The organism is Cyclobacterium roseum, assembly GCF_010119225.1.
Taxonomy (GTDB): Bacteria; Bacteroidota; Bacteroidia; order Cytophagales; family Cyclobacteriaceae; genus Cyclobacterium; species Cyclobacterium roseum.
In genome coordinates, this window is record NZ_WNKF01000001.1 from 595,692 (window position 1) to 621,493 (window position 25,802).

At 45.6% G+C, this 25,802-nt stretch carries 20 protein-coding genes; 5 read left to right on the plus strand and 15 right to left on the minus strand.

Annotated features, from left to right (window positions below; genetic code table 11):
• Positions 1–93: 93 nt before the first annotated feature.
• The 11 genes from GJQ68_RS02430 to GJQ68_RS02480 form a co-directional block, all read right to left on the minus strand.
• Positions 94–1,371 carry a mandelate racemase/muconate lactonizing enzyme family protein gene (locus GJQ68_RS02430; protein WP_162415685.1) on the minus strand — a complete coding sequence of 426 codons (1,278 nt, stop codon included), beginning with the start codon at positions 1,369–1,371 and terminating at the stop codon, positions 94–96.
• A gap of 80 nt (positions 1,372–1,451) precedes the next feature.
• Positions 1,452–2,399 carry an RraA family protein gene (locus tag GJQ68_RS02435; protein ID WP_162415686.1) on the minus strand — a complete coding sequence of 316 codons (948 nt, stop codon included), beginning with the start codon at positions 2,397–2,399 and terminating at the stop codon, positions 1,452–1,454.
• Positions 2,400–2,442: 43 nt separating this feature from the next.
• Positions 2,443–3,756: an enolase C-terminal domain-like protein gene (locus GJQ68_RS02440; protein ID WP_162415687.1), complete on the minus strand. Its 1,314-nt coding sequence runs from the start codon at positions 3,754–3,756 to the stop codon at positions 2,443–2,445.
• Positions 3,757–3,783: 27 nt separating this feature from the next.
• Positions 3,784–4,659 (minus strand): 2-hydroxy-3-oxopropionate reductase, encoded by an 876-nt coding sequence (locus GJQ68_RS02445; protein ID WP_162415792.1) that lies wholly within the window; start codon positions 4,657–4,659, stop codon positions 3,784–3,786.
• A gap of 55 nt (positions 4,660–4,714) precedes the next feature.
• Entirely contained in the window at positions 4,715–5,875 is a 1,161-nt protein-coding gene (locus tag GJQ68_RS02450; RefSeq protein ID WP_162415688.1) for a mannonate dehydratase, read from the minus strand.
• A gap of 27 nt (positions 5,876–5,902) precedes the next feature.
• Positions 5,903–7,333, minus strand: coding sequence for a GntP family permease (locus GJQ68_RS02455; protein WP_162415793.1), 1,431 nt, complete (start codon positions 7,331–7,333; stop codon positions 5,903–5,905).
• Positions 7,333–8,106 carry an HpcH/HpaI aldolase family protein gene (locus tag GJQ68_RS02460; RefSeq protein WP_162415689.1) on the minus strand — a complete coding sequence of 258 codons (774 nt, stop codon included), beginning with the start codon at positions 8,104–8,106 and terminating at the stop codon, positions 7,333–7,335. Before GJQ68_RS02460 ends, GJQ68_RS02455 begins: the two co-directional genes overlap by 1 nt.
• A gap of 62 nt (positions 8,107–8,168) precedes the next feature.
• Positions 8,169–9,701 carry a SusD/RagB family nutrient-binding outer membrane lipoprotein gene (locus GJQ68_RS02465; RefSeq protein WP_162415690.1) on the minus strand — a complete coding sequence of 511 codons (1,533 nt, stop codon included), beginning with the start codon at positions 9,699–9,701 and terminating at the stop codon, positions 8,169–8,171.
• A 42-nt stretch (positions 9,702–9,743) separates the two neighbouring features.
• On the minus strand, positions 9,744–13,208 hold the full coding sequence (locus GJQ68_RS02470; RefSeq protein ID WP_162415691.1) for a SusC/RagA family TonB-linked outer membrane protein: 3,465 nt from the start codon (positions 13,206–13,208) through the stop codon (positions 9,744–9,746).
• Positions 13,209–13,255: 47 nt separating this feature from the next.
• Positions 13,256–14,281, minus strand: a complete 1,026-nt coding sequence (locus GJQ68_RS02475) for a FecR family protein (protein ID WP_162415692.1) — start codon at positions 14,279–14,281, stop codon at positions 13,256–13,258.
• A gap of 129 nt (positions 14,282–14,410) precedes the next feature.
• Positions 14,411–15,004, minus strand: coding sequence for an RNA polymerase sigma factor (locus GJQ68_RS02480; protein WP_162415693.1), 594 nt, complete (start codon positions 15,002–15,004; stop codon positions 14,411–14,413).
• Between the two features lie 416 nt (positions 15,005–15,420).
• Between GJQ68_RS02480 and moaD the strand changes: the two genes are divergently transcribed.
• From moaD to GJQ68_RS02505, 5 genes are read left to right on the plus strand one after another with little or no spacing between them, the layout of a single operon-like run.
• Positions 15,421–15,660 carry a molybdopterin converting factor subunit 1 gene (moaD, locus tag GJQ68_RS02485; RefSeq protein ID WP_162415694.1) on the plus strand — a complete coding sequence of 80 codons (240 nt, stop codon included), beginning with the start codon at positions 15,421–15,423 and terminating at the stop codon, positions 15,658–15,660.
• Position 15,661: 1 nt separating this feature from the next.
• On the plus strand, positions 15,662–16,075 hold the full coding sequence (locus tag GJQ68_RS02490; protein WP_162415695.1) for a molybdenum cofactor biosynthesis protein MoaE: 414 nt from the start codon (positions 15,662–15,664) through the stop codon (positions 16,073–16,075).
• Positions 16,076–16,108: 33 nt separating this feature from the next.
• Positions 16,109–17,098, plus strand: coding sequence for a GTP 3',8-cyclase MoaA (gene moaA / locus GJQ68_RS02495; protein ID WP_162415696.1), 990 nt, complete (start codon positions 16,109–16,111; stop codon positions 17,096–17,098).
• 41 nt (positions 17,099–17,139) lie between these two features.
• The gene (locus GJQ68_RS02500) at positions 17,140–18,336 is read left to right on the plus strand and encodes a molybdopterin molybdotransferase MoeA (protein ID WP_162415697.1); all 1,197 of its coding nucleotides are present in this window, start codon (positions 17,140–17,142) and stop codon (positions 18,334–18,336) included.
• 4 nt (positions 18,337–18,340) lie between these two features.
• Complete coding sequence (locus GJQ68_RS02505; RefSeq protein WP_162415698.1) at positions 18,341–19,486, plus strand: XdhC family protein; 1,146 nt, start codon at positions 18,341–18,343, stop codon at positions 19,484–19,486.
• Positions 19,487–19,526: 40 nt separating this feature from the next.
• On the opposite strand, the gene GJQ68_RS02510 is transcribed toward GJQ68_RS02505, so the two are convergent.
• The 4 genes from GJQ68_RS02510 to GJQ68_RS02525 form a co-directional block, all read right to left on the minus strand.
• The gene (locus tag GJQ68_RS02510) at positions 19,527–20,849 is read right to left on the minus strand and encodes a hypothetical protein (RefSeq protein ID WP_162415699.1); all 1,323 of its coding nucleotides are present in this window, start codon (positions 20,847–20,849) and stop codon (positions 19,527–19,529) included.
• A 148-nt stretch (positions 20,850–20,997) separates the two neighbouring features.
• Positions 20,998–21,858 carry an HAEPLYID family protein gene (locus GJQ68_RS02515; RefSeq protein ID WP_235941012.1) on the minus strand — a complete coding sequence of 287 codons (861 nt, stop codon included), beginning with the start codon at positions 21,856–21,858 and terminating at the stop codon, positions 20,998–21,000.
• A gap of 73 nt (positions 21,859–21,931) precedes the next feature.
• The gene (locus GJQ68_RS02520; protein WP_162415700.1) at positions 21,932–22,324 is read right to left on the minus strand and encodes a hypothetical protein; all 393 of its coding nucleotides are present in this window, start codon (positions 22,322–22,324) and stop codon (positions 21,932–21,934) included.
• Between the two features lie 18 nt (positions 22,325–22,342).
• Entirely contained in the window at positions 22,343–25,711 is a 3,369-nt protein-coding gene (locus GJQ68_RS02525) for a HEAT repeat domain-containing protein (RefSeq protein WP_235941013.1), read from the minus strand.
• Positions 25,712–25,802: the final 91 nt, after the last annotated feature.

Sequence of the window (25,802 nt, forward strand, 5' to 3'; positions counted from 1 at the left end):
GAACGTAATAAAACAACCCGCCCACTAGCTATTTTACAGGAAAGGTTGGCTATGCTCACTGCTCTTCAGCTCCACCAGCGATCGTTTGAGCGGTTATTCAAAAAAGGGAACATCTTTCACCGCGTATTTTTTCATTCCTTCTTCATTGATCTCCACTCCTATTCCTGGCTTTTCGGATAAGGTGATGAATCCATTTTCCGTTCTGGGACCGTCATAGGTCACTATATCTTGCCATAGCTGATCAGTATCCATATAGATCTGCCATTCCATAATTTGAAAATTGGGAACCGAAGCACATACATGGCAGGAAGCCATGGCTCCTAAAAACGAGGCCACCATATGCGGACTGAAAGGCACGTAATACAGGTTGGATAAATTGGCGATTCGCTGAGCTTCTCCCAATCCTCCTGCTTTTTGGATATCCGGCATGATAATATCCACTCCCCCCTGACTGAGAAGATTCACAAAACCATAAGCCAGGTAGATATTTTCACCAGTACAAATAGGTGTGGAAGTTTGCTGGGTAAGGTTCTGGTAAAGATCCGGATTATCGGCCGGAATGGGTTCCTCCAACCACATCAAATCCAGATCCTCGTACATTCTGGCCATTTTCACACCCGTGATAAAATCATACCGCCCATGCATGTCCACACAAATATCAATGTTGGGGCCTACCTCCTCCCGTACTGCCGCTATGGCTTGATACATGCGATCAATCTCCATGGGACTGGCCGTCCAGTTGAAGCGGTCGTATTTATTGGGATCCCTGCCGTCATCCACATCAAATTTGACGGCCGTATAGCCCCTGTCTACCGCTCCTCTGGCTGCCTGTGCGTAATCTTCCGGGCTGGGATTAGTAGCCGTATACAGGGCCGTATCGCAGTATACCCGTATTTTGTCACGAAACTTACCTCCCAAAAGTTGGTAAACCGGAACGCCGAAAACCTTTCCTGTAATGTCCCAAAGAGCGGTTTCAATGGCTGTGAGCACCGCCACGAACACGCCGGATTGAGCTCCTCCAAAAAAGGCTCCCTTTCGGAGTTGCTCGGCCAGGCGGTTTGGGTTTAGTGGGTTTTGCCCCTTGATCTGGTTTCCCAGGCGCTTGACCAGGTGATAGGTTCCGTGTATGGCATCCACCGCTTCCCCGCATCCCCAAACGTCCTGATTGGTATACACTTTTACATAGAGTGCCCCTCTGACAAATCCACATTTGACATCCGTAATTTTCAAATCGGAAGGGTTGGAGGCCTGAGTCATGGTTTCAACGGCAGCAGCCAGCCCAGATCCAAAATTGGTAAAAAAGGCACTGCCTGTCAGGCCCGCCAGGGCCGTTTTGGATAAAAAAGACCTTCGGTCAACATTTTTTTTCATATATAAATTATTTTGGGTTGGTTTATTTTGTTAGTTGATTGGCAATCCCTCAAAATTTCAGGCCTACATGTTGCCTTTTTCTACCAGGTTCTGTTTTTCAAAATTTCCTGAATTTGCTCCCTGGAAACCGGCAATTCGTCCATATGATCGTTGAGCCATTGAGAAAAGTCCTTTTCTATTTCATCTGCCCACCGGGTATCAATCTGTCCTGCTGTGTACACGCCATCCCGTATTCGTTGATGACCAAACATGTCCCGAAGCCGGACGATCTCAGAGGTCACTACGACTTTTTCAGCCAGATGAGGCGGGATAAAGGAAACCGCACCATCCCTTCCCAACACCACGTCCCCCGCCATCACCGTAACCTGCCTGATTTTAGTAGGCGTATTGATACCTACCAACATGGTATTCAAATCTCCGGATTGATTGTGATGGGATGGGTGGTAACTTGTAAAGTAAGAAGTAAAGCCGCCAATTTCCTTCAACCCATTGATATCGCGTACGGCACCATCGTATACAATGCCATTACCGGAATTGGCGAAAATTGCATTTCCTACGTTATCACCGATGGTAGGTCCGCCAACGTGTAGGCCAAATTGGTCCGCTACGTACACATCTCCCGGCACCAGCAGGTCTACAGGCCAGGCATTCTGACCCTTCTTTCCTTCTGCTTTACCCCTCTTATCGATGGCACCGTGAATATCCGGTCTGCCAGGCATAAAAGTAGCCGTCAATGCCCTGCCAATCAGGACAGAATCCGGATTGATCATCTCCCAGCCCTCCGCATATTGGTATTTATAGCCTTCATTTTTCATTACGGCCCAGGCTTCCTCATGAGTTACTTCTTTCATTCGTTCTAAAATGGAATCAGGCACCTTGGGTCGCCCATCCTCAAACCGCTCTCCGGTCCATTCTGGCGTTAAAAACAACATTTGCTCTTTGCTAATCTGCTGGGCCTGACTCTGGCTCAAAAACAACGCAAGTGTAATAAGGGCAGCAAGCCCTCTGAATAAGTAAAATTTTCTCATTTATTTTTCGTCAATTGTTTCAAAAAAAACAGGTAGTCGGGTTTTACCAACGGACTTTTTGAAAGGTCCAGCCGGGATGCACCTTCTGCATTTCGGTTTGGTCGTCTCGTTGTTTCAAACCACAGTCCAGGTAGTTTTGATGCAGTTTTTCCAGGGACTCCCTGTCCAACTCCACGCCCAATCCCGGGCCGGAAGGAACGGCAACAGCACCATTTTCAAAATCCAAACGCCCGCCTTTTATTACTTCCTCGGATTGCCAGGGATAATGCGTGTCCAGTGCGTACCGTAGGTTTGGGAGTGCTGCCCCTAAATGCACCATCGCCGCAAGAGAAATTCCCAGGTGACTATTCGAATGCATGGACAAATCCCTGCCGAAAACGGTACAAATCCTGGCAAGTTCCATGGAAGCCTTTAATCCCCCCCAGAAATGATGGTCACTCAGGATGATATCCTCCGAACCCATTTGTATGGACGAGGGGATTTCATCAAAGGAGGTGGTGCACATATTGGTGGCCAGAGGTGTTTTAATCTGTCCTCTGAGCCAGGCCATGTTTTCCTGTCCTCTGACCGGGTCTTCCAGGTACTCTAAAATTGGCTCCATTTCCTTGCCGAATTTCAATGCGGTTTCAAGCTTCCAAATGGCATTGGGATCAAAGCGTAAAGGAGCTGATTTTCCAAATTCCTGATAAAGGGCCTGCATACAAGCCACTTCCAACTCGGGTTCAAACGCTCCCCCTTTGAGCTTGATGGATTGGAATCCAAATTCCTGACACATGGCAATGGCCTGATCTACGATTCCTTCCGGATCAATGGCCGCCTCTTGCCTCGCGGCATCCCAGTTCCGGGCAGTAGGGTCTTTGGAAAAACCCCAGGGTCCTCCAGCTCCTTCGTACTTAAAGAACAAATAGGCAGCAAAGGGTACCGAATCCCGCATTCTTCCGCCCAGTAGGTCCACCACCGGGCGGTTTACCAATTTGCCGATGCAGTCCAAACAAGCCACTTCCAAAGAAGAAAATACGTGGACCAGCTTTCGCTGGTCCCAAGGTGCGTCTCCGCGATCGACGCTGAAATCCTTTCCAAAATACGCCTCTAACTCGCGTTGAATTTGATTCAATTGGTACACGTCTTTTCCAATGATTAATTTGGAAGCTTCCTCCAGGGCCTGATTGGTAGCCTCATTACCGGGAATTTCACTGATCCCGGTTACGCCATCTTCCGTCTCCAGTTCCACAATGGTTCGTAAGGCATAAGGGGCATGCAATCCGGCAGCATTGAGCAAGGGTGGATCCTGGATGGCTATCGGTGTGATGTGCATGGACCGAATCCGCGGCCCGCTGCCTGAAATGGAATGCGTCATGGCTGTATTACTTTTTGTCGCGGAAGATCACTCAATGCCACTCATTTTTTCCATCAGCAATGCCAATGAACTGTGGTCTTTTTCATCCCATCCAGCAGCCAAAACCGCATCCATTTGGCTCGCCACCAATGCTGAGCCATAAAGGGGCACCTTAAACTCCTTGCCAGCCATCAGGGCAATGTTCATGTCCTTTCGGTGGAGTTTGATTTTAAATCCAGGTTCGAAGTTCCGGTCAATGATTCGCTGACCATGTAAGTCTAGTATCCGGCTTTGGGCAAAACCACCCAATAAAGCTTCTCTCATTTTTTCCAGGTTCACTCCTGCCTTTTTGGCCAGGGCAAAGGATTCGGCCACGGCCTGGATGGTGATCCCAACAATCATCTGATTGCAGGCCTTTGTCATTTGTCCGGCTCCGGCTTCTCCTATCAGCACGGCACTTTTACCCATGATTTCAAATAAGGGTTTTACCTGATCAAAGGCCTGCTGGGCACCGCCCACCATGATCGAAAGGTTTCCTGATTCAGCACCAACCTGACCTCCGGAGACCGGCGCATCCAGCGCGGCTACTCCCTTCTCCTCCATGGCAACCGCCACCTCTCTCGCCGTGGAAGGCGCAATGGTGGACATATCCACAAAAACACTCCCCGACCGGATGCCTGCAAGCACCCCGTCCGTTCCAAATACAACTTCATTCACTTCAGGTGAATCCGGGAGCATGGTGATCACTATTTCTGAATTTGCTGCCAGTTCTTTACAGGTGGAATAGGCCTTGGCACCTTTTTGAGTCAGGTCGCCAGCAGATTTGTTGGATTCCAATACCAACAATTCATATCCAGCATTCACCAAATTGATGGCCATGGGTTTTCCCATAATTCCCAAACCTATAAATCCTACTTTCTTCATCATAATTAATGGTTTATTATTCCTAAAATTTATTCATCTTAACTATAAGTCCCTATCAGGCTTCGTCCTTCAACGCTTGTAGCATTCCGATAATATGGCCGTAAGCAAACGCGAAGGCTTGCAGACCGGCTCCTTCTGCCTCGTGCTGAGGAACGTGATCCGGCATCACCATACCGTCAAACTCCACATCCCGTAGTGCCCGCATCACGTGAAAGAAATTCATTTCTCCGTTATCTGGGTAGACTTCCTGAAAATTATTAAAATTTCCTTTAATATTCCTCAGGTGGATATTGAAGATTTGTTTTCTTTTTCCTACCCAATCAATGATGGGGAAGATCTCATTTTTCGGATCCCGAAGCCCTTCTGCAATGGAACCGATACAGAAATTAAAGCCATGATAAGGACTATCGTACAACTGGGCAAATCGTTTGATCCCCTCAAAAACTTCGGGGCTGTTCCAACGCATGATGCCATTATAGGCATCCGGAACGGGTGGATCAGCGATGTGATTCCCCAATTTAACCTGATATTCCTCCGCTACAGGTATAATTCTATCCAAAAGATACGTAATTCTTTCGAAAACTTCATCCGCATCTGCCCTGCCAGCTTTGGTTAATTGCTGTTCCCGCTGTAAGGCTTCCTGATAATTCCAGGTACTGTAGGAAGCATTTCCCCTCATGGGATCAATCGTTCTTCCCGTACGCAAAACGGGCAATATGGTGGTGTTGTAATTCAGTAATTTCACTCCTGTTTTTGCGGCTACTTCTATCATTTGCTGCACCATCTCTATTTCCCGGTCCCTTTCGGGGCTTTTTCCCATCATGATATGGGGAATGATTACCCGGTCGATTCCAGCAGATGTTAAGGGAAGGTGATAGGCATCGAGGTGGATGCCGTATTTTTCGCAGGCCTCCCGTTTCTTTAAAGAATCTTCCAGGTCCCAACCCTTGCCCTCAATAAATTTCGGCATGCCGCCATCCAAATGGTATACTCCATGACGTGCCTTAAAAGCCAGGTTTTCCTCGGAAGTCCCTCCGGATTGACAGCCTACCTTCATCAATACCTCCTTTCGCGGAGCGGCCGAATTTCTAAGTTGCGGTTCGGATTTATTCTGTGATCCGAATGCCATCGAAGCACTTGCAAAAGCACCGGCTGTTCCGGAAGCAAGAACTTTTACAAAATTTCTTCTTTGTAGATTTCTCAGGATATTTTTCATAGCTCAATCGGGTTTATTTCATATATTTTATACCAATGGGAAGAGCCTGGCCGCAACCATAATCGTCATCAAGCCTACCAGTCCCATAATTGTCAGCAAAGGAGAAAAGGTTTTTAAAGCTTCCTTCTCAGTTAAGTTACTCATCTTACACACGATCCAGAAACCACTGTCATTCATCCAGGGAATGAGTTTGGATCCACAGGCAATCGAAAGTCCCAGGTATAGGTGATGGTAGTCCAGGCCCGCGGTGGACATTCCGGATAGAATCCCGGAAGCGGTGATCATGGCCACCGTGGCCGAACCCTGGGCGGTTCTGACCAAGGCGGTGATAAAAAAAGCCAACGGAATCAATGCCATCTGGTACCCCTGGGTCAGGCTGGCAATTTTCAAACTAATTCCGGTTTGCTGAAGCATGGCTCCAAAGGCACCTCCCGCAGCCGTTATCAGAATAATCACTCCACCGCTGGTCAAGGCTGCCTGAACCGCTCCTTTCATTTCACCACCTTCTCTGCTACGCCGAATAAAGAGTGTCAACAAGGCGGCCAATGCCCCCAGGATTAAGGCCATGTTCTTTTCTCCTAGAAAGTGAATGCTATCCACAAAAGCAGAGGCACTTTGTCCCGGATGGATTCCCCAGAAAGTGCTGATAGAAGCACTTCCGGTAATGAGCAGCAAAGGAACCAAAATCGGTGAGGCCGCCAGTCCCAAGGATGGTAATTGGGATTTTGGTCTATCCGCCAGGGATTTGATTTCACTCAGGGGGGCATCCAGCGAGTCCCGCAAGGGTATCTCGTTCCTTTTATTTGCCCAAACGGCGAAAGCGTAACCCGCAGCAATGGTCACCAATCCAACCAGAAAGCCTCCCACCATCATCATACCGATGGGAATGTTCATTTCGGCAATGAGAAACAGGGGCCCGGGGGTTGGGGGAACCAGGGAGTTAGCCATGGCAGCCCCTGCCGTAATGCAAAGGACCAACAGAAGGTAACTTTTCTTCAGTCTCATGGCCATGGCTTTGGCCAGAGGAATCATGAGGTAAAAAACCGTATCGAAAAAAACCGGGATTCCCAGAAAGAAACTACCGCTCAAAAAGGCCAGCGGCGCATTTTTTTCACCTGTAAGTCCTAGAATTGATCGCACAATGCGCTCTGCTGCCCCACTCATGAGCATGGACTTTCCAATAATGGCAGCCATGGCGATCAATATCCCGATTTTACCGACGGTACTGCCAAAGGCATCCGCTATCCTTTCTCCAATAGAGGTAAAGGCTAATGCATTGGCTGCAGATTCGGATTGGCCTTTACTGAGGGCAAATTCCCGGATAGCCTCTGCAGGGGTCATCCAGGCTACCACCAATGCTGCCAGCAGCAGGGCAATAAACGGATTGAGTTTTCCCCCAATAATCCCTCCAACCACGATCAGCATTCCTATCAGTAAAATGATAAATGGATCCTGCATCATGTATCGGACGTTTTAAATTGGCTTAATTTGCGTTGCAGGTCACGGGCTCCTGAGGCAACAAAGGTGGCATCCGATCCACAGGCTATTAACTGTATTCCCAGGTCCTGATACTTCTTGAAATCGTTTGGATCAAAGATCAAAATGCCCACCGCCTTGGAAGCGTTTTTGGCAGCGGTAACAATCCGGTCCACCGCTTCTATAAATAAAGGATGGTTCAGGTCCCCATCTATTCCCAAGGCCACGGTAAGATCAGCCGGACCGATAAAGAGCACATCCACGCCCGGGGTGTTGGCTATCTCATCGAGTTCTTCCAAAGCCTCTGCCGTTTCGATTTGGATGATCCCAACCAAAGCGTCGCTGGTACCGGATTTGTACTTATCAAAATCCTTCCCAAACCCGGTAGCGCGGACCATTTTGGCCACACCCCGAATGCCTATCGGAGGGTAGTGAATCCCTTTTATGGCTTTTTGGGCCTCTTCTGCTGTAAAAATCCTCGGACACATCACCCCTTCTGCCCCCAAATCCAGGACGCGGTGAATCCGTTCTTTCTGGTAACTTTCTACCCGTACAATGGGAGCTGCCGCCGTGTGTTCGAGTGCCTGAAGCTGATGCAGCAGATCCTTTGGTTCTCCTGCACCATGCTCCAGATCTATCAGCACCCAGTCAAATCCCGATAAACCGACTATCTCAGCCGTTATGGAACTCCCTAAATTCAACCAGCAACCAATTAATGTTTCTCCGGATTTTAAACGCTTTTTTAAATGTTTCATTTAATATGAAAGGTTGGTTATTTGGAAAGATGTATTAAAGTTAGAATTTTATACATGAAATCCTAGGGTACATCCCACCAAACCCGGGTATCCAAAACATCCGGTCCCATTCGGCTGGTCGCCTGGTCCACATTTTCCCTATTCACCGTTAGCTCTGAATCGGGATAGGTAAGTCTTCTGATGAAGTCCTCATTTTGCAAATCACTTCCCGGGTAGGGATTGGGATTCACAATCGGGAACCCACTTCTTCTAAAATTCGCCCAGGTTTCCGGGCCGATTAGGAAAGAAGACACCCAATATTGGGTATTTATCAGCTCCAGTTCTTTACCCGTTTCGAGCGGATGATTTTGAAGGTATTCCTCAATGGCTTCCGCTGCGATCTCCGTATCGTTTGGCCAATGCGCCATTTGCTCCATGTGCGCGCGGATCCCATCCTGATACAATTGTTCGGCATCGCCGGAAACCCAGCCTCTGGCAACTACCTCCGCCCAAAGCAGCAGCGTCTGCGAATAGGTAACCAGGAAATTCGGGGCTTCTGGATTGCCCAATCGGGTTCGGTCCAATTGGCTGTAGCTAAACAAACTGGCCAATCCGGCCGCTTCCGCCACCGGAATAATGGTCGTATTATCGTATCCCTGAGGCATGCCAATTTGATCACCCGGGGACCGGTTAGCATTGGCTTCGATTTGCTCTCCCCCACTCAATGCTCCTACGTACCGGACGGCTATGGAAGCAAGTCTGGGGTCGTTATTGCTTTGCAGAAAGTTGACAAAATCTTCATCCAGGTAATAAAATGGTGCCTGTCCCCCATTCAGGTTGGTTCCCACATTATTCCGGTAATCTGCATTATGGCGGACCAAGGCATTATCTTCATTGGATTGCATCAGCCCTCCATTGATGGCTTTAGTAGCATACTCCTGGGCTGTGGAGGGACTGACTTTTACCAGCCGCATGGCTGCCCGCAACAGCAGGGAATTACCCAGACGCTTCCATTGGCCGATATTTCCGCTGTAGAGAATCTCCTGATTGATGGGGTCCTTGTTTTCATCCAGACCCTGAACAGCCATCTCCAAATCATTTAAAATATTCGAATAAATAGACTCCTGCGAATCGTATTTGGGAAATACCGTTCCTTCTATATATCCCAATCCAGCCTCTGAATAGGGTACATCACCATAGGTATCGGTTAACATCATAAACGTATGGGCCTTCCATATGCGCATGATATTGTAAAGGTTCGTCCGCTCCGTGTCCGCACCAAGGTTTTCCAACCCGTCAATTAAATTTTTAGCGATCGTTCGGTAACCGTTTTGCCAATTTCCCTGAGTGGCAGACCGGTTGTCCTGATTTAGGTTACCGCCGGTACCGACTCCCTGAAAAGGAGTTATCATCTGCTTTACGATAGTTGTTTCGTAAGTAAGGTTATTGTAACCGGGAGAACTTGATATTATGGCTTGATTTAATTGAAAAACCGGATCAATAGAGGTAAGACGCACTGGATTGGTATTCATTTCGTCGAATCCTTCATCGCAGGAGGTCAGGATAAAGGCTCCCATCAACCCCATAAACAGATATATTTTTATTGAATTTTTCATTTCAGTTCATTTTAATGGTGTGATCAATGATTCAATGGACGATTAAAATTTCACATTAAGGTTAAATCCGATACTTCTGGTAACCGGCAAGCCGGTCGCCTCCAATCCTGCATTGTTGTCGGAGATAATCCCATTTTGGTCCGGATGGATATGAGGCACCCATTTTTTAAGGACGGCTACGTTGTTGGAAACCAGATTTAGCCGCAACCCCCTGATAAAATTGTTTTCCGAAACCAGTGATGTAAAATCGTAGCCCAGGGTAAGCTGCCTGAGCTGCCAGGAACCCGCATTAAAGACCGACTGTTCTGACATGCGACCGGAGCGAATCGTTTCGTAATAGGTTTGAACCGGAGATTGGGCCGTGTTTATTTCTCCATTGGGATTCACACCGTCCCCCACCACAAAACCCTGTTCCCTGCCTTCCAGCGTGGCTTTGTCCAGGCCATGCCGATAGGCATTGGTATGTGTTCCCGAAATCATATTGTGCCCTAGTTTGTAGTCAATCAGAAAAGAAAAACTTAAATTTTTATAGGAAAAACTATTTGTAAATCCTCCCACCCAAATTGGAATGGCCGTTCCAAAATTCAGTTGTTCGTTAGATCGAAGGGGTCGACCATTATTCGGATCGAATATCTGACGTCCTTGCTCATCCCTGAGGTAACCCCAACCATACAATTGGGCCATGGGCTTGCCTACCTCCTGCCTTACTTCACCGTGGAACTCAGCCGTACCTACTGTGATGAACGTTCCATCTACGTCGTCTCCCAAACTCAACACTTTGGATTGATTGTAGGACGCATTGGCACTGAAATTCCAATTGAAATTATTGCTGATCACTGGTGAGATGGCGGCAAACATTTCCACTCCTTTGTTTTCGCTTTCTCCCACATTGATTAATTGATTCAAATAACCAGAGCCGTCTGAAATCTGCGCCTGAAGGATTTGATCCGAGGATAGCTTATCATAATAGGAAACTTCAAACCGGAGGTTATCGAAAAGGGTCATTTCCAGTCCTATTTCTCTTTCAGTTACCCTCATGGGCCGCAAGTCGTCATTGGGTACGACGGATCCGCTGATAGCCCCTACCGGCTGAGCGATACCATTGGAGTTGGGAAACTGTTGCTGATTGATATTATAGAAAAGATTATTGGCATAGGGTTGCACATCGGTATCGCTTCCTACTTCCGCATAAGCTACCCTGACTTTGCCAAATGAAATCCAGTTGGGAAGATTGGCAAAGGCCTGTGAAAAAACGAAGCTACCGGTAATGGAAGGATAGAGAATGCTCCTGTTTGCCGGAGAAAGGGTAGAAAACCAATCGTTTCTAACGGTACCGTTCAAGAATAGGTAGCCCTTGTGAGACAACTCCGTACTGGCGTACAAGGAATTTACCTGTCGTTCCGACAGGGTGTAATTCGTAGTGATTTTACTGGAGTTTCCGATCGTGTATAGGCCACGGGTATAGAAATTCTCGCCTAGAAGCGTATTTACATCCAGCCGTCTATACATCTGATTTCCCCCCAGATTGACCCGTAAACCAAAGTCTCCGAAGGTTCTATCCAATCCCAGTAAAAAATCGGCATTTACTTCCCGAAAGCGTCTCAAATCCTGAACGAACTGGCCGTTTACAAATCCGGGGGGTGGTGAGGATTGTCGTTGAGAGCCCGTAGGCAAATTGTATTCGGAATCCCTGGAGAAAAAGTCTTGCCCAAACCGCCCCTGAACATAGAGCCAATCGGTCAGGTCATATCTCGCCGTAATGTTGCCATAAACCCTGTCCCGAACATTATTTTCAAAACGGGAAAGGGCAAAGTAAGGATTGGTACGGTTGGTAAACCGGGAATATGGAAATTCATCTCCGTTTTCATCGAAGGCATATTGCTCTAATAGGTCCATGGGCATGGAAGTAGCAAGGGTATATATTACCACAGGGCTAAAGTCCTGCTCGGCAATATTCGGAGGATTGATCCGGTCTTCCTTTGAATAGTTGATATTACCGGAAACGGTCAATTTTTTGATATTCTGGGTAAAGCCCAGATTGATCGTTTTTCGGTTGTAATTGGAGCCAGGAAGGATTGCCTTGCTGTCCATATTGGCTACTGATAGGCTAAAACCACCATTTGGCCCTCCCGAGGAGAGGGTAATGGTATTCGAGAAAGTGGATCCATCCCGATAATAATCCCTGACTTTATTAGGCTGGGGTTCATAGGGTACTTCAATGCCATCAAACAAAATTTGGGTCATTCCAGGCTCGAATTTCTCACCAAAACTCCAAACTCCCGATACGGGCCTTGGGGAATTGGGCCGTACTCCCCCTTCGCCTTGCCCGTATTCGTATTGGTAATCCGTAAAATCCAATGGCGTATCATGTGTGTAATTGGAATTGAGTTCCACCTGGATTCCCGATCCGGTGGCCCTGTTTCTGGTGGTGATCATGATGACCCCATCCTTTGCTCTGGCTCCATATAATGCCGAAGCAGCTGCCCCCTTTAAGACCGACATAGAGGTAATATCATCCGGGTTGATACTGCTCAATCCATCGCCGCTATCCGATTTACGATTGCTACCTACCTCCGAAACATCTCCACTTACACCGAAATTGGTATTGTCAATCGGAACCCCATTGACAACAATCAAGGGGGAATTATTACCACCAAAAGACGAAACCCCTCTAATCCTGATTTTACTGCTGCCCTGAGGCCCAGATCCCATAGAGGAGATGTTCACTCCGGCTACCTTTCCCTGCAGGGAATTCATAAAATTAGGGGTTCGGTTTATCGTCATCTCTTCGGATTCTACCGTAGAGGTGGCATACCCCAGGCTTTTTGCTTCTCGTTTTATACCCAAGGCTGTAACGACCACTTCTTCCAAACCGGCAATATCCTCTTGTAAGGTGATATTGATAATTGACCTGGAATTAATACCGATCCGCTGAGTCGCAAAGCCTATAAAGGAAAATATTAATTCGCCTTCTTCAGGAGCATTTAACGAGTACTCTCCATCAATATTGGTAATCGTCCCAATGGTGGTCCCGGCCACGGAAACCGCCACACCGGGCAAGGGCTCGCCCGACTGGTCGACCACCTGGCCCGACACCTCGATCTCCGCTATCTCTATTCGAATTTCCTCCAGATGATCAACATTGATCTTTTCGCTTAAAACCCTCACACTGATGGCGTTATTCACCTGTTTGAAATGAAGGTTCTTTTCCTGAGCCAGCTCCCTCAATATATCTGCAACGCTTCCCTTAACTTGACTCAAATGCAGGATTTCGGAATCTTCAAGGCCGCTATCGCGATAAAAAAACCGAAAATCGGTTTTACTTTCAATGTGTTGAAGAATATCTTGCAGACTCCCCTGCCTGATATCTAACTTAATGACCACATCTTCAATACTTTTGACACTGTCAAAGGCATAACCGGTATGAAATACCAGAAGGCTTAACATTCCTAAAGCCAGCATCCTGACTTTTAGATCTTTAATGGGTTTTAATAAAACATGCTTCATGGGATTTTGGGTATTGGTTTAAATTCTACGTAAAAGACACAAGCAATTCAACTCGGGGATGGATAGATGGACACATTCTTTCCAGTCAATTCAAAATCAAATCGCATGGAGTGGCCCAACACGTTTAGCACATCAGTCAGGTAGGCGTTTTTCCGGAAGGTGCCGGAACATCGGTCGTTAGGGAAATTTCCATTTACCGCTATTTCGACATCATACCAGTTTTCTAGTTTTATAAGTATCGATTGAAATGGCTCTTTATCAAAATGCAGAATTCCTTCCTTCCACAAGGAAATTTTTCTCGGGTCTATGTCCATTTTTTGCATGGGTTGACTTCCAGAAGGAACCACACTCCCTTCGCCCGGAGCCAGTTGCATGTTAATACCGGTTCGCTCATTTCTCACTCGTAGTTTCCCAGTGGCTAAGGCTATTTCTATGGATTCCGGTGAATGGGTCGTTACATTAAAAGAAGTACCCAAAACGGTGGTGGTTGCGTGGGATGCCTGAACTGTAAAGGGCCTTTCTCCGCTCTTTTCTACCTCAAAAAAGGCCTCTCCTTTTAATTTCACCTGACGGTTTTTTGTAAAATTTCGGGGATAATTGATTTCGCTACTGGCATTTAAAAAAACGCGGGAGCTGTCCGGTAACAAGATTTTTGATTTTACGCCCTTGGGATTCGATTTCGTAATCCAGTTCAATTCCGAATCCAACTCCGTAGCGATTGGTTCTCCCTCATAGGGCGGCAGGTAACCCCATTCCCGGAACATAAGTAAAACGATCAGCACAGCGGCCGCATATCGAATCCAACGATAGATACGGGGTGAATTTCCGGGAAAATCACGAACCTGTCTATTCGTTTTTTTTTGATCTTCCTCCTCCTTTGGATATTGCGGTATGGAAGGTAAATAAGCATCCGTTCTGCCCGGGTCGATTTCAGTCTCCCAAATTGATTCCAGTAATTGCTGATACGCTTTTTTACCATCAGGACTATGCAGGTATTCTAAAAATGCCTTCGCACCACTTCTTGACAATTTGCCTTCCTGGAAATCGTTCCATTTTTTAGTAAAACCTTTCATACACACCTGGTAGGTTATACGGTATATATGCTTTAATAAGGATATTTACTTATGTAACCGAAATTATTTCCATATATTTTAATGCAATACGTAATTCCTAAAGAATTATTAATCTAAACTATCAAATCTTTAAAAAATCAACAACAGAAAGAATAAATCGGAAGGAATCAGTTCACTGGATTGAAATTCTTGTTTTAACCGTTTTGTTGCCTTGTAAAGCTGGTTCTCCACTGTTCGTTTGGATAAATGCAGCCTAAGCGCTATTTCTTCCGCAGATAGGTGTTCGGCGAATTTGAGTTTAAATACTTCCTGTTGCCCTTTCGGAAGCGATGCGATGGCTTTTTCTGAAAACAATTTCAATTCCTGATATTCCATTTCTTCTTCGGTATTACGGGTTACTTGGGCACTGAAATTTAACTGATATTGCTTGTAAGCAAGGTCCAAGGCCTGTTTTCTTGATCGGATAAAAATGGAAGAACGCATGATGGTGAGCAGATAGGCATTAAAGGAAAGCGAATCATCCAACCGCTCCCTTTTTTCCCAAACCTTTAAGAAAACTTCCTGGACCACTTCTTCTGCATCTTCGTGGCACAAATACATTTTTTTACAGGTTCTGAAAATTTTGGCGGCAAACCTTTGGTATAATTGTTGGAATGCACTGGTGTCTCCTTGCCTTAAAAAGCCTACGAGTTCGGGAACCGAGTATTTGTTTTCAGTTGACATCGGTATTTTTTAGCATTACATACATACAAGTAATGTATTTTTACATAAAATCACAATTTTTTATTTTATTTTATATTTTTTATAAAATAAAATTTCTAACTAAATTGTTTTATCGAAAGCTTCGCTGATATTGAATATTTTTTAATGAAAGTGAAAAATAAAAATTATATTTTTTAATAAATAACCCCCTTTTATAAATCATAATAAATAATAATCAATCACTATTATAATATTATTTTGAATTAACACACTAATACCATATTAAAATGAAATCGGGAATAGGGCCGGTGGTTTCATCCAAAAGCTCCAACTACTGGTGTAATTACCATTTTCCTTCAATAAGCGATCTATTTTCGTGCTTAATCGAAACGGTTTGCGTAAATTTAGACTCATCATGCCATAAATCTCAAGCAACTATGGAAGTGCTTTTATTCGGAATATCAAAGGAGCTGATGGGGCAGCAGGTGCTATCCTTACCAGTAGATTCAAAAATTGCCAACGTATTGGAGCTAAAGCGATGGATATTAAATCAATACCCGGAAATGGGGAATTTAAACAGTTTCGCCATTGCTGTGGATCAGGAATATGCTGACGATGAAACCCCTGTCTCCGGAAATCAGGAAATTGCTTTAATTCCACCTGTTAGCGGCGGTTGATATGAAGAAAATAACACTTGTCGACCAAATCAATCTCAACGAAGTCTATTCCTGGTTACAAGACCCCGCGGCTGGCGGCATAAACCTGTTTATCGGAAATGTAAGAAACCATGCTCAGGGAAAAGCTGTTGTGAAATTGGAGTTTGAAGGCTATAAGCCCATGGCCCTGCGGGAAATGGAAAAATTGGCTGCTGCTGCCATGGAGAAATGGCCCATTAAAAAACTCTTGATGGTGCATGCCTTGGGAAGCAAACAAATTGGCGAGCCGGTTGTCGTCATCGGTACGGCAACAGCCCATCGAAAAGATGCGTTCGAGGCTAGCCGGTTTTTGATAGATGAGTTAAAAAACAAGGTTCCTATCTGGAAAAAGGAATATTTTGCCGACCAGACGGTTTGGGTAAACGCACACCCATAGGATGCGTTATGACTAAAAGGAAAATAGAGTAGCATGCAGAAAGAATTGATAGATCGGTACGGCAGAAAATTGGATTACCTGAGGCTATCCGTTACAGACCGATGCAACTTCAGGTGTTATTACTGTATGCCAGAAGAAGGTATGGATTTCGTTAACCGGACAGAACTGCTTTCCTACGAAGAACTCGATTACCTGGCTTCGTTATTTATTCAATTGGGGGTAAAAAAAATCAGAATTACAGGAGGTGAACCTTTCGTTAGAAAAGGAATAATGGGTTTTTTAACCCAACTTTCCCAACAACCTGAACTTGAAGAAATTACCCTTACCAGTAACGGATCGATCACGAATACCCAAATTCAGGACCTGGCAACGCTGGGCATCCGGAAGATCAATATATCGCTTGATTCTCTCGATAAGCAACGCTTTTTTGAGATCACCCGAAGGGACCGGTTTGAAGAGGTATACCAATGCATTCTGAACCTGATGGATCAGGGGTTTATAGTCAAGCTGAATTGCGTGGTCGATGGTAATAAAAACACGGAAGATATTATTCCATTTGTCAAATTAACGGAAAGCTACCCCTTGTCCGTACGTTTTCTGGAAGAAATGCCCTTTAACGGTACCGGGAAGTTTGTCCCACCTCGATGGAACCATATCGCTCTCCTGGAATACATCAACAAATTTTTCCCAACTATGCGGAAGGTGTTGGATGAAAAAAACAGTACCTCTGTCAATTACCAGATCCCCGGCTTTCTAGGCACCTTTGGGATCATTCCGGCTTATAGCAGAACATTTTGTGGTACCTGCAACCGAATCCGGCTTTCGGCCACCGGAGAACTGAGAACTTGTCTGTATGGTCCCCCGGTAACCAATCTTAGGGATGTCTTAAGAAGTGGGGCGAGCGATATGGCCCTTATGGATGAAATAGTTCAGGCGGTAGCCAAAAAAGAAAAAGATGGCTTTGAGGCCGAAGCACAAAGTCAGAAAATCCCCAAAAAATCGATGTCCTTCTTAGGCGGGTAAGGTCTCCCATAGGGGCTTCTTATCGCAATAACCTACTACCCATGATTAGTGTAACCCAAGCCAGAGAAATTCTTTTCAGTAATCCCTTATCCTTACCGGAGGAGTTCATTCCCTTCCAAAAAAGTCTGAACCACACCCTTGCATCAGATGTATATGCAGATCGGGATGCACCGCCGTTTCATCGGGTTACCATGGATGGGATTGCCATTCAGTCCGCAGTGCTACAAACAAAAAAGCAATTCGAAATTGAAGGGATTCAGGCAGCCGGTCAGGAACAGATGACGCTGAAAAATTCCGAAAATTGTCTGGAAGTGATGACCGGCGCGGTCTTACCGAAAAATACAGACTGTGTAGTGCCCTACGAAATGGTCCAAATCAACCAGGGTATGGCTGTAGTAAATGAATTGGAATTTGAGAAATTCAAAAACGTCCACCTCCAGGGTACCGATGCAAAGAAAGGCGACCTGATTTTACGAAAAGATTCCTGGATCCATCCTGGAATTTTGAGTGTGCTGGCCTCTCTTGGGCAGGAAAAAGTAACGGTCGTCAGGCCGCCAAAGGTGCTTATATGCGCCACTGGTGATGAACTGGTGGAAGTGGATCAGCAGCCCCTACCCCACCAAATCCGCACTTCAAACGTGTACATGCTAGCGGCCGCATTACAAAACCTGGGCATAGCGGCGCAAACAGCTCACCTACCGGATCACAAGGAAGCACTCCGCAGCGCAATCGAGAAAGCGTTGGAAAGCCATGCCATTCTGCTTTTTTCCGGAGCCGTTTCCAAGGGCAAATTTGATTTTCTTCCCGAAGTATTAAACGAACTTGGACTGGAAATTCTGATTCATGGAGTTAAGCAGAAACCAGGGAAGCCCTTTTTATTTGGAAGGAAAAATGAAAATTTCGTTTTTGGATTTCCCGGTAATCCCAGCTCCTCGTTGGTGTGTTTTCACAACTATTTTAAACCCTGGCTGTCAAAACAGTTAAGAAGGCAAGAGCCCCAGGCCTCCGGGATATTAGCGGAGGAGGTGATTTTTAAAAAACCGGTAACCTATCACCTGTTGGTGAGAACTGAAATCCGGGATGGCACCATCATGGCTTACCCGATAAAAAACTCTGGATCCGGGGATTGGGTACACCTTTCGGAGGCAGATGCTTTTTTAAGTTTGCCAGCTGACAAGGAAACATTCAAAAAAAACGATGTCTTTCCATTAAATTATTTTCATAAGGACGGTTTCTAGAAAAATGAAAGAAATTAAATCCATAGTAGCTGCTCATGAAGTGGCGGTCCAAAACGGAGAAGCATCTGCCCTGGCCACGGTCGTAAAAGTGGACGGTTCGTCTTACAGACGACCGGGAGCCAGGATGCTGGTTACCGAAAACGGGCAACTAACCGGTGCCATTTCTGGAGGCTGCCTGGAAGGAGATGCCCTAAAAAAGGCTCAAATGGTCATTTTCAGTGAGAAGTCCATGTTGGTCACCTACGATACAACGGATGATGACGATGCCAAATTCGGAGTTGGGCTCGGATGCAATGGTATCATTCACATTCTCATTGAACCCATTCTACCGGAAGTGGAAAACAACCCGATTGCCCTTTTGAAACGCTGCCTGGAAGACAGAGAAGAAAAGGTAATCATTACCATTTTTAATACCCGGGAAAAACGGTCTGTTCAGACAGGTACCTGTTTGCTGTTAAGTGAGACCATTAATGCTCAAAATTCCGGTGCTGATCCGCTCAGCGATTCCTTACAATCCTTTGCCAGGGACAAGGCGAAAGAAGTTTTGCGAAAAAAGCACTCGATCATTACACCCATTGACGTTCAATCGCCTTTACAAGCATTTATAGAATTTGTTCCAGCTCCGATTAAATTGATGCTAATCGGTGCCGGAAACGATGTTATCCCATTGACCCGTTTGGCAGATGTGATGGGATGGGAAATGGTCTTAGCGGATGGCAGATCGGAGTATGTAAACCCCGTCCGCTTTCCAATGGTTTCCCAATACCTGGTCGGAACACCTCAGGAGGTCCTTGCGCAATTAACACCCGATCAGCGAACGGCCGTGGTTTTGATGACCCATAACTTCAACTATGATTTGGAAATCATGAAAGGGCTTTTTCCCTATACCTTTCCTTATTTGGGGGTCTTGGGACCCAAGAAAAAGCTGGAGAAATTGATTGAAAACCTTGAAACAGCGGGAATTCAACTGGACGAAGCCCAAGTTAAGCACATTTATGGACCCATGGGGCTCAACATTGGGGCTGAGAGCCCGGAAGAAATCGCTCTATCGGTAATCTCGGAAATCATGACGGTACTTGCTGCTAAACACCCTACTCATTTAAGAGACCGGCAGGGGCCTATCCATATCGATGAAAACGAAAATGCTTAAACCCCATAACTCCTTTTTAATCAAGACAATGCTTATTCCCTTAAATGGAAATCTGAAATTGAAAAACCAGCATTCCTTTCCTATCGGATGAGAATACGCCTTCCTGAGAATCCAGAAAGACAGGTCGACTCTGGTAGTTTAGGGATAGTTTTGTCTGATTTGCATTGATCAACCAATTGAACCCATATTCATAGGTGATTACCCGGTCTTGCAGCAAATCAAATTTCGAAATCTGGCTGGTGATGAAGGGCTGAAGCGTCCCCCAAGTGCCTAAAAGATCTTTTTTCATCAAATAACCTGCTTGTCCGTAAAAACTATTTCCAGTGCCCATCATAGGAAACGCATTTCCTGGGCCATTAAAACCAGCCTGGGCGGTGGTTCCATTGGTAGGATTCATGACACCCAGATTTCGAACGTAATTCTTACCATAGTCATTGGAATGAAAAGCCCCATAAAGGGTAAGGGCTGTATTTTCGCTAGGATTGAGCGGTTTATCATAAAACACATCGACCGACAGCAAGGCCAGGTCCGTATAGACAGTCGGTCCGTTTACTTGTTCCAGGTACCACATGGCCTTTTTTTGGTAAAGAAACCCCGCTCCAATATTAAAGACATGCTTTTTTCCCAAGTAGGAACCCGCATTATAGGGGGTGGTATTGGACTCCTGATCCAAAAACTGATACATATAATATCCGTGTACCTGCATCCCGGCAGGTGATCCGGCAAAAGTTGCCTCCAATCCAGGGCTGTTTCCCTGAACGGAAGACTGACTTACCGCCATGGGTTTGCTCAGTGCCATGCGGTAGTCCAGGCGATTTATTTTTCCTTTGGCATAAATGGAGTATTTTCTCAGAAACTGGTCGGTGACATCATTGGTGGTTTGCTGGTACAAGGGGGCATCCAATGATAAGATCGAGCCCACAGAAGGAGAAGAATACCTGGATACCCCATTCCAACCCGTAAGTCCGGTACCGATGGATAACTTTTCATCCCAAAGGGCTATTTCTCCCAGCGCATCGTGAAAAAACAAACCTTGTTTTCTTTCTCCCAAATAGGTTAAATTATTGGTTCCAAATTGAGTATAGAAAAACACTTTGTCCGTCAATTGACCAAATAACTGGACTCGGGTCCTGCGAAGGCCTATATCGAAGGTTTGATCTTCCAGGTAACCATCCACGGTGGTTCCAGGGTTATTCCAGGTATTGCGTACCCAAATTTGATTCAAGAATGTCAATTTTACGTACTGACTCCCATCCTCATTTAAAGAATATTTCAATTCAGATCGTTCTTTTTGCTGAGCGAAGAGGCTGACCGGAAAAATAAAGAAGATAATAAAATAAATACGGACAGGAAATCTGGGCATATTCTATAATGGATTATCGTTTAAAAACAGGTTTTATCAATGGATTCCCAAAGAAGCTATACAAAGGTACATTTCTCAGGCAAATTGAATCTAACTCATTCTAGCTTTAAAATAAAAATTATATAAGTGGAAATTTACGATCCGGGCCTCAATGACCCGGTTCGTAAATTATCCTTAAAAAGGAACTAAACCGTTCATTTTCTCTGCTTACAGGAATCCCCGTAACAATCCCAATCAACAGGTTTTCTGCAATACCCAGCCTCATCTGAGGCCTTATGATCATGTCAAAATCTTCACTTGTGATTTCCTTATTGAATTCGATACCGATAAAATTTCGGGTTCCGCTAATCATGTAATGGAAATTGGTATTGACTTGCCAGGTTACTTCCAATCCGGAAACTCCGTAATGATTCTGCATAAACGGACCGGTGTAAATGAGTGTATGGTAATTGAATCCCCACCTTTTGGCAGCAATAAAAAAGGGATTATAGGCATTACCTGAAAAGATACGCTCCTCCCTGTAGTTGGAGAATTGATTCATCTCGAATTCATGAATATATCCGAGGGCAAGAGAGGTCTTGTGTTTCTCCGAGACAAAGAAGGTATATTGTCCTGCCAGTTTCAGACTGTTAAGTTTATTTCCGGGAGCCGCTCCGTTTCCGTTTATGGGATAATAAAAAGAAAACGGCAATTCCACCTCCAGCCCTAATCTATCCATGGGAGCCCATTCGTATTCCACCAAGGCCAGGTATTCGTCATATCGTTCCTTATCAGTAAGTCCCAGGCCAACATTCCATTCCTTTTCCCCTTTTCTTGCACCCAGATCCCGAATGAGATCAATGTATAAGGGTTCTGCATGCAACACTTTGGTAGGAGTTTTTCGTTCTTCGACATCAGAGATGTAAATACTATCTAATAATTCGTTGGAGACCTCTATTTCTGTTTGTGCTTGTACTTGGTAATTAATTCCAATCAGTATAATACCGATCCTGATTATTTGATTCATCATTGGTAATAAAATTAGACATAAAAAAACAGGCCCTGCAGGAGATGCGGAGCTATAAATCAATTAAAGCGGATGTTTATGAAATATCCGGCGGAGGAGTAGAAATGGCAAAAAAACCAGCTGAAACCCATCCAAGGGTACTTGGTAAAAAATCAGTAGTATCCACTGCAAAACGTCCTACTCTATTATAGGGGCAATCAATAAAAAACATCAGATCGGTTGAAATGCCTTTTTTCTGAGACGTTTCCTGATCCCCATCTGCATCTTCTTTCTCCGGAATGGCATCCTCCATTCCAAAGCCCAACTCCACAACCAATTCGATGAAACTTTCCTGGTCGTTTATAGTAAGATCTTCAGGGATATGATCCCCCCTCTCATCAGCGATATCCACGCTACAGTTTAGCATGTACACCGCCATAAAAGCCCACAAGCCTTTCAAAAAACCAGTATTGCGAAGGTGACGGATCATGGGCGCAAAGATGCAAAATTAATTAAATGGTTCTTCTAATGTTGCCAGAAAACTCACTAAATCTCTGATTTCCCTTCGTGTCAGGAATTCTTTCATATCGGGCATACTGGATGGTGCGTCCCTTCTTTCTACAATAGCTGATTTTTGGATTAGGGTATCCGGCTGGTTTCCCATTTTTACAGTAATACTGGAATCATCTTCATCCACCTTGATACCGGCCAGGGTTTTTTCGGTTTCCAAGGTAAGGGTAACCACACCAAAGCCTGGTGCCAACCTTTCACTGGGTGCGATTAATGCTTCCAACAGTTGCTTTCTATTTAATTTTTTCCCGATACCGTTTAGTTTAGGGCCTGCATTTCCACCAAAGTCGTCGTAAGCATGGCATTTAATGCACTGACCTGAGGCATGTTGGAAAAATATTCGTCTCCCTTTGGATACATCTCCCCCATACATACTGCCGCTATAACTGGCCAACAGATCGTCTTCCGACATTTCGGATTTAATTTTTTCATAACGACTAAGCAAGGTACCTGCCTCCATATTTTCCATGGCTTCAAAAAACTCCAATTCTATAGAAGGCGGGAGGGTTCCGTTTTCCAATTGGTCAAGCAATCTTCCCAAAACCGGCAGGGACACATTTTCATTCAATTTCGTAAGAGTAGAAACAGCTGCTTGTTGTTCGTCTACCGTTCTTTTTTGAATTACTTCTTCCAGCAAGCTGGCCTTGGTTTCATCTTCTATATCCAGCTGCGCAATTAAATCCAGGCCTGCGACCCGCACCCTTTTTTCCTGATCCGACAACGCTTGCTCAATGGCCTGATCAATAGGTGCCTGTTCCATTTTGGCCAAGGCTCTTAGACTGGCCTCCCGCACCGCTGCCACCGGATCAGCCGATAGGCGCTGTATCAGAATTTCGGAGGACTGGCCGATCGCCAGGCTCCCCAATGCCTGCACGGCTGCCTCCCGGATAGTCGGAGAATCACTGATCGCCACTTCCATCAATGTTTGGGCGCTTGTGGCTTTGAGATCGGCTACACTTCTCTGCACCTCTCCCCTGTACCAGCCATCTACCCGATCCAACACGGACGGGGAGGCCCAGGTACTTACGGTCGCAATCGCTTCCGTTCGCATGGATTCCGGCGCATCAGCCCGATTGATATACCTAAGCAGATTAGAAAGTGCTTCATCGGTACCCCATCGGAGATTGGCATTGATGGCTCTTCTAAGCAAGGGTTCTGAATCAAAATTTCCATTTACCAGCAGCCTGCCAAGAGCGGGTATTGCCGCTGGAATTGAGAAATCATCGTTTATAGCCCGGGCCACTTCGGCCACTATGTATTCACTCTCATCCATCAAAAATTCGCTAATTCCTTCGTGCCGAAGCCTCCGAAGTGCCAGTACGGCTCCTAAACGGATGGCATCGGAAGGATGGTCAGCAAGGGAAATCAAAAAGCCAGGATTAGACACCCTGGACAGTGCCAGACTGGCAGCATGCCGGATGTACACATCTTCATCATCATTTTCAGCTAATAAGTTGACCAATGCTTCTTTGCCCGCTTCGTATCCAATTCTACCAATCGCTTCCGCTGCAAAAAAACGAACCCGGGGATGCTCGTCCATTAATAGCGGAACGAGGCTCTCTCCTGCCGGAGCATACCGCACATCTCCCAACCATTTGGCTGCCTGGGCCCGGATTTCATAATCAGTATCCGATAGAAAAGGCAACAGCATGGCTCCCCTTTCAGCATCTTTTCGGGCAAACTGTGAAATCCCCCAAATGGAATGAACCCGAGCCAGCTGATCAGTGCCGTTCGTCAACCTCTCCTGAAATACCTGTAAACCGGATTCCCCGCGCTTGGCCAGTTCAAATTGCGCCTTTTGACGCACGCGCTGGTCTTCATATGCTAACAACTCAGCTAATTTTTCCAATTCCAATTCGGTATAATCCGCTGCCAGAAAGGATGCGGTCCGTTTCATGGGATCTTCGGAAGCGGTCTGGTCGGTTAACTTCCAAATTCTGCCATACCCCTTATTTACCCAACCATCAATCCAATCCGAAAAGTACAAGGAACCATCCGGACCAAAATCCATTCCGGTGGCCAAAATCCCTCCTACCAACTGCTCCGTTTCACCCATTTCAAATCCTGCCCCCTTAGGTTTCAGGTCGAATGCATGAATACCAGACCTGGCGGGATTTCCAGCAAATTCTGCTACGAAAAACTTATTTTTCCACTGTTGCCCTAATGCTGTGCCCGGATTATAAACCATTCCGGTTGGACCATTGATGTAATTGGCGATGGTAGGAATAAAATAAGCAGCCTGCTCTTCGGATCGAGGTAAATGCATGTCCTCATCCATCCATACCTTGTAAGAATTGTTCTTGGGATCCCGATATTTTCCGAATTGCCAGTTGATCCGCCATCCCGTATCCGAGCCCTCTACCAGATAAACGATTCGTTCCCGCTCTCCCCGGTGATCCCCATCATTGTCTACACTGATCAGGTTTCCGTATTCGTCAAAGTCAAACTCATGGGTGTTTCGTACACCATAAGCAAAAATTTCAAAATCCGTTCCATCCGGATTTGCCCTTGCAATTACCCCGCAATTGGGGTAAACATGCTCATTCCCTTCCTTATCCACCCCATTAAACCCGATATCTCCGATACCCCAGTAAATCTTTCCTTCCGGACCCATTTTTAACCCAGACATATTATGTCCGCCAAAACCTATGTGAACACCAAAACCATGCGCCAAAGATTCCTTCTCGTCCATGAAGCCATCTCCATTGCTATCACGCAACTTCCACAGATCCGGAGCAACCCCCACGAATAGTTCCCCATCATGGTACAAAACCGCACCCGCTACATCTGAGGTTTCCTCATTAAAATCACTTACTATCAATTGCGACCGATCGGCTCTTCCATCAGCATTCGTGTCCTCCAATAGAAAAACGTTTTCTTTCTCTACTGTCAGGTCTTTCCAATCGTGTGAGCCATCTTGATTAATATCCGGCAACCATTCGTTTTCGGCACTGTTTTCGGGGGCCAACTCCCTGTGAAGAAAGTCCCTTCTATCCTCTACATGCTGCATTTTGATCGAAGAGATCTCCCAGTCCTGGTGGCTACGGATATCAAATTCGGAAATTTTTCTTCGATTGGTCTTAGTGTAATATACGCGGCCTAAATCATCCATCTGCATGGAAATGGGATCCGCTACCAGTGAATCAACAGCCCAAATATCTAAATTCAAGTCAGCGTGTGTTTCGGGCTTCACCAAATTCAATACCGCCTCTGCTTGTTTATTTACTTCCTCCGGAGTCAATTCAATAGGTGCCGGCTTTTGCGTTTTTTCCGAACAGCGAAAAATTAACACCGTAAGTGTAATCAAAAAAAATACGTTTATAATACGGCTGGGTCTATTTGACAACTGAATTTTCTTTAACATGTGATAATAACCAATTTTATTCCCTTCTTGTTAC

Bases quoted from the DNA above. Each gene is read 5' to 3' on its own strand.
- GJQ68_RS02455 (WP_162415793.1), bottom strand. From the start codon at position 7,333: ATGCAGGATCCATTTATCATTTTACTGATAGGAATGCTGATCGTGGTT.
- GJQ68_RS02435 (WP_162415686.1), bottom strand. From the start codon at position 2,399: ATGAGAAAATTTTACTTATTCAGAGGGCTTGCTGCCCTTATTACACTT.
- GJQ68_RS02475 (WP_162415692.1), bottom strand. From the start codon at position 14,281: ATGAAAGGTTTTACTAAAAAATGGAACGATTTCCAGGAAGGCAAATTG.
- GJQ68_RS02520 (WP_162415700.1), bottom strand. From the start codon at position 22,324: ATGATCCGTCACCTTCGCAATACTGGTTTTTTGAAAGGCTTGTGGGCT.
- GJQ68_RS02470 (WP_162415691.1), bottom strand. From the start codon at position 13,208: ATGAAGCATGTTTTATTAAAACCCATTAAAGATCTAAAAGTCAGGATG.
- GJQ68_RS02450 (WP_162415688.1), bottom strand. From the start codon at position 5,875: ATGAAAAATATCCTGAGAAATCTACAAAGAAGAAATTTTGTAAAAGTT.
- GJQ68_RS02510 (WP_162415699.1), bottom strand. From the start codon at position 20,849: ATGCCCAGATTTCCTGTCCGTATTTATTTTATTATCTTCTTTATTTTT.
- GJQ68_RS02500 (WP_162415697.1), top strand. From the start codon at position 17,140: ATGATTAGTGTAACCCAAGCCAGAGAAATTCTTTTCAGTAATCCCTTA.
- GJQ68_RS02465 (WP_162415690.1), bottom strand. From the start codon at position 9,701: ATGAAAAATTCAATAAAAATATATCTGTTTATGGGGTTGATGGGAGCC.
- GJQ68_RS02490 (WP_162415695.1), top strand. From the start codon at position 15,662: ATGAAGAAAATAACACTTGTCGACCAAATCAATCTCAACGAAGTCTAT.
- GJQ68_RS02515 (WP_235941012.1), bottom strand. From the start codon at position 21,858: ATGATGAATCAAATAATCAGGATCGGTATTATACTGATTGGAATTAAT.
- GJQ68_RS02445 (WP_162415792.1), bottom strand. From the start codon at position 4,659: ATGAAGAAAGTAGGATTTATAGGTTTGGGAATTATGGGAAAACCCATG.
- GJQ68_RS02440 (WP_162415687.1), bottom strand. From the start codon at position 3,756: ATGACGCATTCCATTTCAGGCAGCGGGCCGCGGATTCGGTCCATGCAC.
- GJQ68_RS02430 (WP_162415685.1), bottom strand. From the start codon at position 1,371: ATGAAAAAAAATGTTGACCGAAGGTCTTTTTTATCCAAAACGGCCCTG.
- GJQ68_RS02505 (WP_162415698.1), top strand. From the start codon at position 18,341: ATGAAAGAAATTAAATCCATAGTAGCTGCTCATGAAGTGGCGGTCCAA.
- GJQ68_RS02480 (WP_162415693.1), bottom strand. From the start codon at position 15,004: ATGTCAACTGAAAACAAATACTCGGTTCCCGAACTCGTAGGCTTTTTA.
- GJQ68_RS02460 (WP_162415689.1), bottom strand. From the start codon at position 8,106: ATGAAACATTTAAAAAAGCGTTTAAAATCCGGAGAAACATTAATTGGT.
- moaD (WP_162415694.1), top strand. From the start codon at position 15,421: ATGGAAGTGCTTTTATTCGGAATATCAAAGGAGCTGATGGGGCAGCAG.
- moaA (WP_162415696.1), top strand. From the start codon at position 16,109: ATGCAGAAAGAATTGATAGATCGGTACGGCAGAAAATTGGATTACCTG.